12 protein-coding genes are annotated in these 13,835 nt (G+C 55.3%); 7 read left to right on the top strand and 5 right to left on the bottom strand.

Features of this window, described 5'->3' with window-relative positions:
- Window positions 1-29 precede the first annotated feature (29 nt).
- From rihC to ACSZO4_RS14235, 3 genes are all read left to right on the top strand, one after another.
- Window positions 30-944, top strand: coding sequence for a ribonucleoside hydrolase RihC (gene rihC, locus ACSZO4_RS14245; protein ID WP_437889658.1), 915 nt, complete (start codon window positions 30-32; stop codon window positions 942-944).
- A gap of 82 nt (window positions 945-1,026) precedes the next feature.
- Entirely contained in the window at window positions 1,027-1,590 is a 564-nt protein-coding gene (locus ACSZO4_RS14240) for a glucose-6-phosphate isomerase family protein (RefSeq protein ID WP_437889656.1), read from the top strand.
- Window positions 1,583-2,356 carry a glucose-6-phosphate isomerase family protein gene (locus ACSZO4_RS14235; protein ID WP_437889654.1) on the top strand — a complete coding sequence of 258 codons (774 nt, stop codon included), beginning with the start codon at window positions 1,583-1,585 and terminating at the stop codon, window positions 2,354-2,356. The genes ACSZO4_RS14240 and ACSZO4_RS14235 overlap by 8 nt, the downstream gene beginning before the upstream one ends.
- A gap of 44 nt (window positions 2,357-2,400) precedes the next feature.
- Here ACSZO4_RS14235 and ACSZO4_RS14230 read toward each other — a convergent pair whose 3' ends face one another.
- The 5 genes from ACSZO4_RS14230 to ACSZO4_RS14210 are packed head-to-tail and all read right to left on the bottom strand — an operon-like array spanning window position 2,401 to window position 6,702.
- Window positions 2,401-3,219: a PTS system mannose/fructose/sorbose family transporter subunit IID gene (locus tag ACSZO4_RS14230; protein WP_437889652.1), complete on the bottom strand. Its 819-nt coding sequence runs from the start codon at window positions 3,217-3,219 to the stop codon at window positions 2,401-2,403.
- Complete coding sequence (locus tag ACSZO4_RS14225) at window positions 3,219-4,016, bottom strand: PTS mannose/fructose/sorbose/N-acetylgalactosamine transporter subunit IIC (RefSeq protein WP_437889651.1); 798 nt, start codon at window positions 4,014-4,016, stop codon at window positions 3,219-3,221. The genes ACSZO4_RS14230 and ACSZO4_RS14225 overlap by 1 nt, the downstream gene beginning before the upstream one ends.
- A gap of 10 nt (window positions 4,017-4,026) precedes the next feature.
- Window positions 4,027-4,521 (bottom strand): PTS system mannose/fructose/N-acetylgalactosamine-transporter subunit IIB, encoded by a 495-nt coding sequence (locus ACSZO4_RS14220; protein ID WP_437889649.1) that lies wholly within the window; start codon window positions 4,519-4,521, stop codon window positions 4,027-4,029.
- A 10-nt stretch (window positions 4,522-4,531) separates the two neighbouring features.
- Entirely contained in the window at window positions 4,532-4,960 is a 429-nt protein-coding gene (locus ACSZO4_RS14215; RefSeq protein WP_437889648.1) for a PTS sugar transporter subunit IIA, read from the bottom strand.
- Between the two features lie 2 nt (window positions 4,961-4,962).
- Entirely contained in the window at window positions 4,963-6,702 is a 1,740-nt protein-coding gene (locus ACSZO4_RS14210; protein WP_437889647.1) for a class I mannose-6-phosphate isomerase, read from the bottom strand.
- A gap of 189 nt (window positions 6,703-6,891) precedes the next feature.
- Here ACSZO4_RS14210 and ACSZO4_RS14205 point away from each other — a divergent pair, with 189 nt between their 5' ends.
- The 4 genes from ACSZO4_RS14205 to carB all read left to right on the top strand — a co-directional run bounded on the left by ACSZO4_RS14205 (window position 6,892) and on the right by carB (window position 13,720).
- Window positions 6,892-7,899, top strand: a complete 1,008-nt coding sequence (locus tag ACSZO4_RS14205; protein ID WP_437889675.1) for a LacI family DNA-binding transcriptional regulator — start codon at window positions 6,892-6,894, stop codon at window positions 7,897-7,899.
- Between the two features lie 152 nt (window positions 7,900-8,051).
- Window positions 8,052-8,873, top strand: a complete 822-nt coding sequence (gene dapB / locus ACSZO4_RS14200) for a 4-hydroxy-tetrahydrodipicolinate reductase (protein WP_437889646.1) — start codon at window positions 8,052-8,054, stop codon at window positions 8,871-8,873.
- 455 nt (window positions 8,874-9,328) lie between these two features.
- Window positions 9,329-10,477, top strand: a complete 1,149-nt coding sequence (carA, locus tag ACSZO4_RS14195; protein ID WP_437889645.1) for a glutamine-hydrolyzing carbamoyl-phosphate synthase small subunit — start codon at window positions 9,329-9,331, stop codon at window positions 10,475-10,477.
- Between the two features lie 18 nt (window positions 10,478-10,495).
- Window positions 10,496-13,720, top strand: a complete 3,225-nt coding sequence (gene carB / locus ACSZO4_RS14190; RefSeq protein WP_437889643.1) for a carbamoyl-phosphate synthase large subunit — start codon at window positions 10,496-10,498, stop codon at window positions 13,718-13,720.
- Window positions 13,721-13,835 lie beyond the last annotated feature (115 nt).

Below are 13,835 nucleotides of genomic sequence, written 5' to 3'. Positions count from 1 at the left end.
TAATGTCTGGCATTTTTTATGGAGGATTTATGCGCCTGCCGATTATTCTCGACACCGATCCCGGTATTGACGATGCCGCCGCCATTGCTGCGGTACTCTTTGCTCCGGAACTTGACCTGAAGCTGATGACCACGGTTGCAGGCAATGTTTCACTGGAAAAAACCACCCGCAATGCCCTGCAATTGCTGCATTTCTGGAATGCGGATATCCCCGTTGCCCAGGGAGCAGCCACGCCGCTGCTGCGTCCGCTTCGCGATGCGGCAAATGTGCACGGCGAGTCCGGCATGGAAGGATATGAGTTCGTTGAGCACCAGCGCCAGCCGCTGGCAAAACCTGCTTTCGAAGCCATTCGCGATCTGCTGATGGCCTCTACAGAGCCTGTCACTCTGGTGACCATCGGCCCGCTCACCAATATTGCGCTACTGCTGACGCATTACCCTGAGTGCCAGTTCAATATCCGTCGACTGGTGATGATGGGCGGTTCAGCCGGGCGTGGGAACTCCACTCCCAATGCGGAATTTAATATCGCCATCGATCCGGAAGCGGCTGCCAGAGTGTTCAACAGCGGGCTGGAGATTGTGATGTGTGGTCTGGATGTGACCAACCATGCCACTCTGACGCCGGAATATCTGGCGTCATTACCCGGGCTTAATGAGACGGGAAAAATGCTGCATGCGCTGTTCAGTCACTATCGCAGCGGCAGTATGACGACCGGACTGCGTATGCATGATCTTTGCGCCATTGCCTGGCTTGCCCGTCCTTCTCTCTTTACCCTGAAACCCTGTTTTGTGGCAGTGGAAACCCAGGGCGCCTGGACTGCGGGCACTACCGTTGTGGATATTGAAGGTAAACTTGGCAAACCAGCCAATGCGCAGGTGGCGCTGGAGATTGATGTCGCGACTTTTCGCGCATGGGTGGCTGAGGTCATCAGCCTCGCGCCTTAGCCATTGGGCGTTAATTCTATGTTCGGTTAATCGATTAATCTGCTAGAATTGTCGTGTTGTTCTCCTCGGGCCGGAGATAAACATGACAATTCCTTTTAGCACGCCGCCAGCGGTGGCGTGGGCCAGTGGCTTCTTCTCTCATGGTCCTTTACGCTGTAAATCCACAACTATCGCCGATCTTGCCGGGGTATTTGCCAGTTCCGATGCCTGGCAAAAAGAAGATCCTGCACGCATTGTTTACCAGGTCGAGATGCTTGATTCTCTCCAGGGGGAGGGAGAACTCTACGTTGGCGTTACCCATCTGTACCCAGGTCATATTGGTCATGAATTCTTTATGACCCGTGGTCATTTTCACGCTCGCCGCGAGCAGGGCGAAGTCTATTTTGGCCTGCGCGGCGAAGGCATGCTGTTATTGCAGACCGAGCAAGGTCAGGCACGGCTGGAAAAAGTGCAGCCAGGGTCGGTGCATATCATTTCTGCTTATACCGCACATCGGTTGATTAACACGGGGCAGACGACGCTTTCTGCTCTGGCTGTATGGCCTGCGATTGCCGGGCATGATTACCAGGCGTTAAAACACGGATTTGCGCTGCGTCTGTTTGCTAAAGATGGCGGTGTGGCGGTAAATGAGGTGCGATATGGCTAATCAGTTCGGGCTGGATATGACTATCCATACCACACCGCTCGGTTTCAGCTATGGCGATGATGTGACCGGCCCGATGCCGGAAATCCGCACGCTGGATCAAATCCGCGCTTCTCTGCGTGACCCTGACTGCGACGGGCCGGAGCAGGTTTACGCTATCGCCATGGATGTTGCGCGTCTGCAGGATCGCGAAGAGCTGAACAAACGGATGTTGCTGTTTGGCGTGGTCACCTACGCCGCAGGCCTGCTTGGCGATGAGCCGGTGCGCAGCCAGGGGCATATTCATCGTATCAGTGAACACAGCGGTTGGTCGCCGCCGGAACTGTATGAAATCTGGCAGGGGAAGGCGATTATCTATATGCAGGAGTATGTGTGCCGCGACGCAGGACGCTGCTTTGCGGTGATCGCAGGGCCAGGAGATAAAGTTCTGATACCGCCTGGCTGGGGGCATGCGACCATCTCCGCCTCAACACAAACGCCGCTGACGTTTGGCGCCTGGTGCGATCGTGAATACGGTTTTGAGTATGATGCGGTGCGTGCCCACAAAGGGCTGGCGTGGTATCCGCTGGTACAGGACCGGCATATTATCTGGCAGCATAATCCGTACTATGCGCCCGGCAGGCTGCAGGTGGTGACTCCCCGTCAGTATGAGGAGTTTGCCATTACCGATGCGCCAATTTATCAGCAGTTTATCGACGACCCGGCGCGCTTTCAGTTCATTTCCCGGCCCGGCAGCGTTGCCCCGCTGTGGCATCATTTCCACCCATAAAAAACCGGGGCCCAGGCCCCGGTTGCGCTTTTGTATCCGGTAGGTTAACCGACGAACAGGCCGCTCACCACACCCAGCGCCGCCAGTACCAGCAGCATAAGCATCGCTTTCACTGGAGAGACGCCGCGTTTTGCCATCAGATACCAGGTGCCCAGAACCACGATCAGCGGCAGCAACTGCGGGAAGATACCGTCGAGCATCTGCTGAACATGAATATTGACGCCATCTTTGGTGACAAACTCCAGCCCGGAGCCAAGCTTCACATAGCTGGCCGCCACGCCGCCCATCACAAATACGCCGAGCAGCGACAGCGCCTCACGCAGGCGGGTGGATTGGCTGCTGACCAGCATTTCCACCGAACCGCTGCCCATCTGATAGCCTTTAAGAAACAGGAACCACGAGCCGGGAATAATGATTGCCAGCCAGGCGACGGTATAGAACAGCGGGCCAAGCAGGCTGCCGCCCGCCGCCAGCGCCATCCCGATGCTGAGCAAAATGGGGATCAGCATACCGGGGATCATTGAGTCTCCTATCCCGGCGATCGGCCCCATCAGCCCCACTTTCAGGGTATTGATAGTCTCGCCGTCAATGGCTTCACCGTTGGCCTTCTTCTCTTCCAGACCAAGCGCCATGCCGTTAACAATGGCGCCAATCTGCGGCTCGGTATTGTAGAACGAGGCATGGCGGCGCAGCATTTCTTTGCGTGCAGCCGGGTCAGGATAGAGCTTACGCGCCACCGGTAGCATGCTCAGGCAAAAGCCAAAAGACTCCAGCCGTTCAAAGCTCATGGATGAAAGGTTATGCATCATCCATGCGCGCCAGCAGCGGCGCAGATCTTTGCGGTCAAGCTTACGTTCTTCCATCAGAATTCATCCTCGTCATCAGCGGCAGACGCAGCGCGAACCGCTGGCTGAGCTTCCGGTTTGTAGTTGTAATGGATAAGCGCCAGCAGCGAGCCGACAATCACCAGCGCCACCATGTTCAGTTTCAGGAAGACAATGCAGACGAACCCAACCAGGAAGTAGATCAGCATGGTGTAATTTTTGATGATCTGTTTAAGCAGGATGGCAATACCCACCGCAGGCAGAATGCCGCCCAGGACATTCATGGTCGAAAGCACCACTTTTGGCAGGCTGTCCATAAAGCAGCTAATGTATTGCGCGCCGAAGTAGACGGCGATAAAGGTCGGTATAAAGCGCAGCGCAAAATTGGTCAGTTGCGGAAAAATGGCGCTGTTAAGGTAGATCCCACGCTCATCGCCGCTATCGATAGCCCGATCCGCCCGGTGGTTCCAGAAGGAGTTCAGCACCATCATTGCGTTGAACAGGATGGTGCCGGCGATACCGATAGTTGCCGCCAGCGCTACCGCGACTTCCGGCCCCTTGCCGGAGAGAATACCCAGCGCAATCGCCGGCCAGGCCACAAAGTTCAGATCGGCTGGCATCGATCCGCCGGGGGTGACCATGGCGATATAAACGGCCTGCACCGCAACGCCAATCATAATGCCGGTTTTCACATCGCCGAGGATCAGCCCAACCAGCATGCCGGAGACCAGCGGGCGGCTAACCAGATACCAGCCTCCGGTCAGGCCGAAAAGCCAGGGGCTGCTTAACGCGCCCAGGTAGCAGAGAATCCCTATCAATGAGGCTTCAATTAACATGATGTGCTCCTTATTTCAGCTTCTGACGGGCGTCCATCCAGCTGTAGCAGCTGGCGTCCGGCACCAGGCGAAATTCAATACGGTGGCCCTGTGCCGTTAGCCACTCGAAGGCGGCGATCTCCTCAGCATTAACCGACTGATTAGGCCCGATGGTGGCGGTATCCGTGCGGGCGCTCATCGGGCCGACGTTGATCTTTCCGTTGGCGTTTTGCAGGCTGATGCCCGCCTGTTCGATGTGTTGCAGGGTTACGGGAGATTTGCCGATCACGAAGTAGCGCTTCTCGCTGGCGATCGCCTTCGGCAGTTTTTCGATGGCCGTTGCGGTATCAAGCAGCCACACTTTGATATCCGACACCGCGCCCTTTATCACGGAAGAGAGCAGGGCGTCGGCGGCAACAGCATCATCGACAGCGATAATACCGTCACAGGGCAACTCTTTTGCCCAACGGGTAACGAGCTGGCCATGGATAACGCGATCGTCGATACGTACAAAAGAGAGACTCATAGCAGACTCCTTAAAAATCATCAGATTGCGCAGTGGTGACCGGAACGGCCTTCACCAGCGTCGGTACGGTGAGCGCCAGCAGATGCGCCGCCGCGGCATTGACATCGCTGAATCTTGCGACGTCATCCGTTTGCAGTAACATCGGAAAATTCACCCCGCCAATGACGGCGACAGGTATGGGGGCATCCGGCGTGAATGCAGAGTGGCTGGCAACATTCCACGGCGTACCGCTTTGCATATCGCAGAGCACCAGCACGCCATCCGCGCCCTGGCTTGCGCGCTCAAGCACGGCGGCAAAATCCCGTTTAAAACCTTCAATGCCGTCGCCCTCGCTTAGGGTGACGGCGTAAACATTCTCCAGCTCGCCGTACACCATACGGCTGCTCTGTAAAAACGCCGTTGCCAGCGGCCCATGGGTTGCGATAATAAAGTGGATCATGGTTACCCCCTCACCCAGGCTTTCATGGTGGCCAGCGTCTGGCCGACGCTCTCGCCGTAAGGTGCAATGCGATATTCACCGACCGCTGCCGGAATAATAAAAGTCTCGGCATAATGGACAATAAAAGGCTCAAATGCACCGTCCGGACTGTCGACTCGTGCCTGCGCGCCCTCGACCAGGTTAAGCACATTAACGCCGCCATGGGTGTGGTGCGTTACCGCTTTGTTGAACCAGTGGCGGCGGGTTTCGATAAACTCGCGCTCATGCAATCCTGTGCGCTCTTCCTGCCAGCCATCGCCTGCGCTAACGGGTTCAAAATGATTGACCAGATGTTCTTCCACCCACGCGGTATCCCGCTGCCAGTCGATAACGTCTTTGCCGTGTTGCAGATGAACCGGACGCGGCAGACCATCAAGCCCAACGCGGCCCCAGTCCCACAGTTTGAAGGTGAAAATATAGGGCGTGGCGCTAATTTCCAGCACCAGTGTGCCGGATCCTGAGCAGTGCACCGTCCCCGCCGGGATCAGGAAGTGATCGTGTTTGCGCGCCGGGAACTGGTTCACAAAGCGTTGGTCGTCGAAAGGACTCTCACCGCGCTGCGCGCAGGCCAGATTGTCGATCATCTCCTGCGGTTGAATACCCGTTTTGGTACCCAGATAGACGGTTGCGCCCGGTTCTGCATCCAGAATGTAGTAGCTCTCATCCTGGGTGTAATGCATGCCGAAGTGTTGCTGGATATATTCCGTGAGCGGATGGACCTGAAAGCTCAGATTCTGCCCGCCCATGGTGTCGAGAAAATCGAAGCGGATCGGAAACTCTGCGCCAAAGCGGGCGTGGACTTTATCGCCCAGTAGCGCGTGGGGCTGCAGCAGCACCAGATCCTGAGAAGGGATCTCGATCCGCACCTTGCCAAACCGCATCAGCAGGCTGTTTTCCTCGGGCACGCAGTCAAAACACCATGCGTAGTTGGGCGCGGAGGGATCGAGATCGAACCGTTTCTTCATCCACTGTCCGCCCCAGACGCCAGGATCGAAGAAGGGAACCACGCGAAAAGGGCGTCGGCTGGTGTGCGCCAGACCGGCGCGAAATGCCTCGCCGCTGACCATAGCAGGGGCATTTTGCAGGTTGCTATCCAGCAGGAAATCCGCGCGTTTGAGCAGCGGCGTTTTATGGCGGTCGAACACGCGCCATTCGATAAAAAAGGCACGCTTATAGCGGCGCAGTATATCTTCGCTCTGATTCTCCACGCCCCAGTTGCCCAGTTCGCTGCTGCGCATACGCTGCTGGATCTCCCAGCGCGCCAGATCGGCGTACACCAGTACATCTCCAGGATGAACCAACGCAGCGCCCGATCCGTAAATCACGCTAAGCCCCTCAGCCTGGGCCACGTTTTCACGCAGCGCGCTCAGTTTCTGCGCATCGAAAAACTCTTCAAGCTGATGGCAGGAGAGTACGCCAAACACGCGATCGTCCGTCAGGTTACGCGCCAGCAATTGATGCAGCGCCTGCTCATCCTGACGGGCGGCTTCAACATTAACGATCTGCTTTGCACCAAGGGCCGGGAGTAAATGCTGCTCCAGTTCCTGGAGGCGAACGCCTGGGTAGCAGTCAATCACCAATACCGTTTTCGGCTGCTGGCGCAGGTGTGCGTTAAGCGCCGTCGCCAGCGCGTCCCAGCCCTGCCAGGCGTGATCGTCATAGCCCTGAACCGAAACTTCCGGGTACTTATCGTAAGCTGTCATCGTATCCTCCGTTGTGTATTTTTAGATTAATCGATTAACCTTTTTTTAAAAGAGTGGTTAACGCGATTAACCCGGCAATATGGCGATAAAGTCAGGTTTCCGGCAGGGTTCCGTGAACCGCCTCTCAGGAAAAAGTGCACTTTAAAGGTTATTCGATTAATCTGACTGCAAAGGCAATCCGGAGGCATGATGACGACATTAACGCTGGCGCAGGTCGCGCAACGGGCGGGTGTATCGACCGCAACGGTATCGATGGTGCTGCGCAACAAAGGACGTATCTCCCAGGCAACGCGGGAAAGGGTGCTCAAAGCACTGGATGAGTCGGGGTATGTTTACAACCAGACGGCGGCGAACCTGCGTAACCGCAGCAGTAACCAGGTAGGTTTGCTACTGCATGACATCACCAACCCCTTTTACAGTGAAATGACGGCCGGGTTGAGTCACGAGATGGAGCGCCACGATCTGCTGCTGTTTCTGGCTAACAGCGAAGAGTCCGGCGACCGGCAACAGAAGTTCGTCGATTCCCTGATGCGCAACAGCGCCTGCGGTATGGTGCTCTGTGCCGCCCGCGAGACGCCACAATCTTTCTTTGACGGGCTGAAGCGGCGCAATATCCCGGTGATTATGGTGGTACGTCCGCAAGACGATCCCGACTTTGACTTTGTTGGGACCGATAACTTCCTCGGCACGCAAATGGCGACCACTCACCTGCTGAAACTGGGACACCGTAATATTGCTTTTATCGGCGGCAACCTCAATTCCGGTACCCGGGCGCAGCGTCTCGGCGGCTTTACCAGCAAACTGCTGGAGAGCGGCATTGCGGTAAATCCACAGTGGATTGTCACCTCGCAGGCCAGCCAGAGCGATGGCGCGCGGGTGGCCGAAGCGCTGTTAATGCGCTACCCGGAGATAACCGCTGCCGTCTGTTACCAGGATATTGTCGCCCTGGGCGTGATGCAGGCCCTGCGTAAGAACGGGCGCGAAACGGGGCGGGATTTTGCTTTGATCGGCTTTGATGACATCAATGAAGCTGCGCTGGTTCAGCCTGCGCTGACGACGGTTTCGGTGGCGGCAAAGGAAATTGGCCGCAAAGCGGGTGAGCTGCTTTATAGCCGTATACAGGGCAATGATGAACCGCCAAAGCGGATAATTTTGCCTCCGGCGCTGGTGGTCAGAGAGTCCTGCGGATTTCGTTAAGGATCACCCAAAAGTCGACTCATGCCTTTTACTGATACTCCATGCTGTTTATCATTTAATTCTAATTATCGGCGTTTTCGGCTGGCAGCCCCATCGTGGGCTGGTTACTCTGGAAGCGATTTTCAGCATTTCATTAACAAAAGAGTACAACTATGCATGATGCACAAATCCGTGTTGCTATCGCGGGGGCCGGTGGCCGTATGGGCCGCCAGTTAATTCAGGCCACTTTGCAAATGGACGGCGTGGCACTGGGTGCAGCGCTGGAGCGCGAAGGTTCTTCTCTGTTGGGAAGCGATGCGGGAGAGCTGGCCGGCGTCGGCAAAACGGGCGTTATCGTCAGCAGCGATTTACAGGCGGTAAAAGATGATTTTGATGTCTTTATCGATTTTACCCGCCCGGAAGGCACGCTGGCCCATCTGGCGTTTTGCCGCAAAAATCAAAAAGGGATGGTGATTGGCACCACCGGTTTTGATGATGCGGGTAAACAGGCCATCAGTGATGCCGCCAAAGAGATTGGCATTGTGTTTGCCGCGAATTTCAGCGTGGGCGTGAATGTGATGCTCAAACTGCTGGAAAAGGCCGCCAAAGTAATGGGTGGCTATACCGATATCGAAATCGTTGAAGCGCACCATCGCCACAAAGTGGATGCACCTTCGGGGACGGCACTGGCCATGGGAGAAGCTATTGCGCATGCGCTGGATAAAGATTTGAAAGAATGTGCGGTATACAGCCGCGAAGGCTATACCGGCGAACGCGTGCCAGGCACCATTGGTTTTGCCACCGTCCGTGCGGGTGACATCATCGGTGAACATACGGCGATGTTTGCCGATATCGGTGAACGCGTGGAGATCAGTCATAAAGCTTCAAGTCGGATGACCTTTGCCAATGGCGCTGTTCGTTCCGCTTTGTGGCTTAAATCAAAGAACAATGGTCTTTTTGATATGCGAGATGTGCTTGATCTCAACAATTTGTGATGTTTATTACCCATCGTGATGTGGTTATTGCAGTCGTAATGCTTTGATTGCAAGGGCGATATTTTATCGCCCTTTTATTTTATCTGTTTCAGGTGTTTTTTATCTCTAAATCGATATTTATATATAACTTCCTGCATTTATTTGGCTGCCAAATGTAAATTTTGACCATCTGGTCCACTTTTCCCTCTCCTTGCCCATCAGTGATCATTTTTATCACCACGCAAGCGTTTACCTGACGTATGTAAACCGATCTTTTTACCCTTTAAATCATGCTATTCTTTTCTGGGGCGCAAAAAGACATGAAAAATATGCGCTATAAGTTGACTTTTACCCTTCATGTCTCCAGAATGCCGCCGTTTGCAAAAAATTCGCGGCTACGCAGATTTGCATTGATTCATGCGTCACATTTGAATTAATATGCAAATAAAGTGAGTGAATATTCTCTGGAGGGTGTTTTGATTAAGTCAGCGCTATTGGTTCTGGAAGACGGAACCCAGTTTTACGGTCGGGCCATAGGGGCAACAGGTTCGGCGGTTGGGGAAGTCGTTTTCAATACTTCAATGACCGGTTATCAAGAAATCCTCACTGATCCTTCCTATTCCCGCCAAATCGTCACTCTTACTTATCCCCATATCGGTAATGTCGGCACCAATGCTGCTGATGAAGAATCTTCTCAAGTCCATGCGCAAGGCCTGATCATTCGTGACCTGCCGCTGATTGCCAGCAACTACCGCAATACTGAAGATCTCTCTTCTTACCTCAAGCGCCATAACATTGTGGCGATTGCCGATATCGATACCCGTAAGCTGACCCGTTTGCTGCGTGAAAAAGGTGCACAAAACGGCTGCATCATCGCCGGTGACAGTCTGGACGCAACCCTGGCGCTGGAGAAAGCGAAAGCCTTCCCCGGTCTGAACGGGATGGATCTGGCGAAAGAAGTGACCACCGCTGAAACCTACAGCTGGACGCAGGGGAGCTGGACGCTGGAAGGCGAGCTGCCGGAAGCCAAAAAAGAGAGCGAATTGCCGTTCCACGTTGTCGCCTACGACTTTGGCGCAAAACGTAACATTCTGCGCATTCTCGTCGACAGAGGCTGTCGCCTGACGGTTGTTCCGGCGAAAACCCCGGCAGACGAAGTCCTGAAGATGAATCCGGATGGGATTTTCCTGTCCAACGGACCTGGCGACCCGGCACCGTGCGACTACGCGATTGCCGCTATCGAAACCTTCCTCGAGACCGACATTCCGGTCTTCGGTATCTGCCTGGGCCATCAGTTGCTGGCGCTGGCGAGTGGGGCGAACACCGTGAAGATGAAGTTTGGTCACCACGGCGGCAACCACCCGGTGAAAGATATCGATAACAATACCGTGATGATCACTGCCCAGAACCACGGTTTTGCGGTTGATGAGGCATCAATGCCCGCGACGCTGCGCGTGACCCATAAATCCCTGTTCGACGGCACCCTGCAGGGGATTCACCGCACGGACAAACCGGCATTCAGCTTCCAGGGTCACCCTGAAGCGAGCCCGGGACCGCACGATGCCGCGCCGCTGTTTGACCACTTTATTGAATTAATCGAGCAATATCGCAACACCGCTAAATAATCAGGAGCGAAGAGAATCATGCCAAAACGTACAGACATAAAAAGCATCCTGATCCTTGGCGCTGGTCCGATCGTTATCGGCCAGGCTTGTGAGTTCGACTACTCCGGCGCGCAGGCGTGTAAAGCGCTGCGTGAAGAGGGCTATCGCGTCATTCTGGTGAACTCCAACCCGGCGACCATTATGACCGACCCGGAAATGGCGGATGCTACCTATATTGAGCCGATCCACTGGGAAGTGGTGCGCAAAATCATCGAAAAAGAGCGTCCGGATGCGGTTCTGCCGACCATGGGCGGCCAGACAGCGCTGAACTGCGCGCTGGAACTGGAACGTCAGGGCGTACTCGAAGAATTTGGCGTCACCATGATCGGTGCTACCGCCGATGCGATTGATAAAGCCGAAGACCGCCGTCGTTTTGATGTGGCGATGAAGAAAATCGGCCTCGACACTGCCCGCTCCGGCATCGCGCATACTATGGAAGAAGCGCTGGCGGTTGCCGCTGACGTTGGTTACCCGTGCATTATTCGTCCCTCCTTTACTATGGGCGGCACCGGTGGCGGCATTGCATACAACCGCGAAGAGTTTGAAGAGATTTGCGAACGTGGTCTGGATCTCTCTCCGACCAAAGAGCTGCTGATTGATGAGTCGCTGATTGGCTGGAAAGAGTATGAGATGGAAGTGGTTCGCGATAAGAACGACAACTGCATCATCGTCTGCTCCATCGAAAACTTCGACGCCATGGGTATCCATACCGGTGACTCCATTACCGTTGCTCCGGCACAGACCCTGACCGACAAAGAGTATCAAATCATGCGTAACGCCTCGATGGCGGTACTGCGTGAAATCGGCGTTGAAACCGGCGGCTCTAACGTGCAGTTCTCGGTCAACCCGAAAAACGGTCGCCTGATCGTTATCGAAATGAACCCGCGTGTTTCCCGCTCCTCAGCGCTGGCGTCAAAAGCAACCGGCTTCCCGATTGCCAAAGTTGCCGCCAAACTGGCGGTGGGTTATACCCTCGACGAATTGATGAACGACATCACCGGCGGTCGTACTCCGGCCTCGTTTGAGCCGTCCATCGACTACGTTGTGACCAAGATCCCGCGCTTTAACTTCGAGAAATTCGTCGGCGCTAACGACCGCCTGACCACTCAGATGAAATCTGTCGGTGAAGTGATGGCGATTGGCCGCACGCAGCAGGAATCCTTGCAGAAAGCCCTGCGCGGTCTGGAAGTGGGCGCCACCGGTTTTGACCCGAAAGTGAGTCTGGATGACCCGGAAGCGCTGACCAAAATTCGTCGTGAACTGAAAGATGCCGGCGCTGAGCGTATCTGGTATATCGCCGATGCGTTCCGTGCGGGCCTGTCCGTTGATGGCGTCTTCAACCTGACCAACATTGACCGCTGGTTCCTGGTACAGATTGAAGAGCTGGTACGCCTGGAAGAGAAAGTCGCTGAAGTGGGGATCAATGGCCTTGATGCCGACTTCCTGCGTCAGCTGAAGCGTAAAGGTTTTGCCGATGCGCGTCTGGCAAAACTGGCCGGTGTGCGTGAAGCTGAAGTCCGCAAACTGCGTGACCAGTTCGACCTGCATCCGGTCTACAAGCGTGTCGATACCTGTGCCGCTGAGTTCTCGACCGACACCGCCTATATGTACTCCACTTATGAAGATGAGTGCGAAGCAAACCCGTCCGTTGACCGCGATAAAATCATGGTTCTCGGCGGCGGCCCGAACCGTATCGGCCAGGGTATCGAGTTCGACTATTGCTGCGTACACGCCTCGCTGGCGCTGCGCGAAGACGGTTACGAGACCATTATGGTCAACTGTAACCCGGAAACCGTCTCCACCGACTACGACACCTCCGACCGTCTGTACTTCGAGCCGGTGACCTTTGAGGACGTACTGGAAATCGTGCGTATCGAGAAGCCGAAAGGCGTTATCGTCCAGTACGGCGGCCAGACCCCGCTGAAGCTGGCGCGTGCCCTGGAAGCCGCAGGCGTCCCTGTTATTGGTACCAGCCCGGATGCCATTGACCGCGCTGAAGACCGTGAGCGTTTCCAGCAGGCCGTTGACCGCCTGAAACTGAAACAGCCTGCCAACGCCACCGTGACAGCGATTGAAATGGCTGTCGAAAAAGCGAAAGAAATTGGTTATCCGCTGGTGGTGCGCCCATCCTACGTACTGGGTGGCCGTGCGATGGAAATCGTTTATGACGAGACCGACCTGCGTCGTTACTTCCAGACTGCCGTCAGCGTCTCCAACGACGCGCCGGTACTGCTGGATCGCTTCCTTGACGATGCGGTTGAAGTCGACGTTGATGCTATCTGCGACGGCGAAATGGTGCTCATTGGCGGCATCATGGAGCATATCGAGCAAGCGGGCGTCCACTCCGGCGACTCCGCCTGTTCTCTGCCAGCCTACACGCTGAGCAAAGAGATTCAGGATGTGATGCGCGAGCAGGTGCAGAAACTGGCCTTCGAACTGCAGGTTCGCGGTTTGATGAACGTCCAGTTTGCGGTGAAAAACAACGAAGTTTACCTGATTGAAGTGAACCCGCGTGCCGCACGTACCGTGCCGTTCGTCTCTAAAGCCACCGGTGTGCCGCTGGCGAAAGTGGCCGCGCGTGTGATGGCAGGCCAGACGCTGGCGCAGCAGGGCGTAACCAAAGAAATCATCCCGCCGTACTATTCAGTGAAAGAAGTGGTACTGCCGTTCAACAAATTCCCGGGCGTTGACCCGCTGTTAGGGCCAGAAATGCGTTCTACCGGTGAAGTGATGGGCGTGGGCCGCACCTTCGCGGAAGCCTTTGCGAAAGCACAACTGGGCAGCAACTCCACCATGAAGAAACAGGGCCGTGCGCTGCTCTCCGTGCGTGAAGGCGATAAAGAGCGGGTGGTGGATCTGGCCGCAAAACTGCTGAAGTTTGGTTTCGAGCTGGATGCGACCCACGGTACAGCGATTGTGCTGGGCGAAGCGGGTATCAATCCACGTCTGGTGAATAAGGTGCATGAAGGTCGTCCGCACATTCAGGACCGCATCAAGAATGGCGAATATACCTACATCATCAACACCACGGCGGGTCGTCAGGCGATTGAAGATTCCAAGCTGATTCGCCGCAGCGCGCTGCAGTACAAAGTGCATTACGACACCACCCTGAACGGCGGTTTCGCAACTGCAATGGCTCTGAATGCCAACGCGATTGAGAAAGTGATTTCAGTTCAGGAAATGCACGCGCAGATCGCCAAATAAGGCATAGTGAATAAGTCAGAAGCCAGCGTAAGCTGGCTTCAGATTGCTGACGAACCCCACGTTTTTCGTGGGGTTTTGTTTTTGTAGCGACCGCAGGTCGCGATCGCGATATTTT

Origin of the sequence: Phytobacter sp. V91, from assembly GCF_965644225.1 — a bacterium.
GTDB lineage: Bacteria > Pseudomonadota > Gammaproteobacteria > Enterobacterales > Enterobacteriaceae > CBFFRJ01.
Note: the sequence above shows the minus strand (reverse complement) of the source record. Positions and strands in the feature narration are given on the sequence as shown.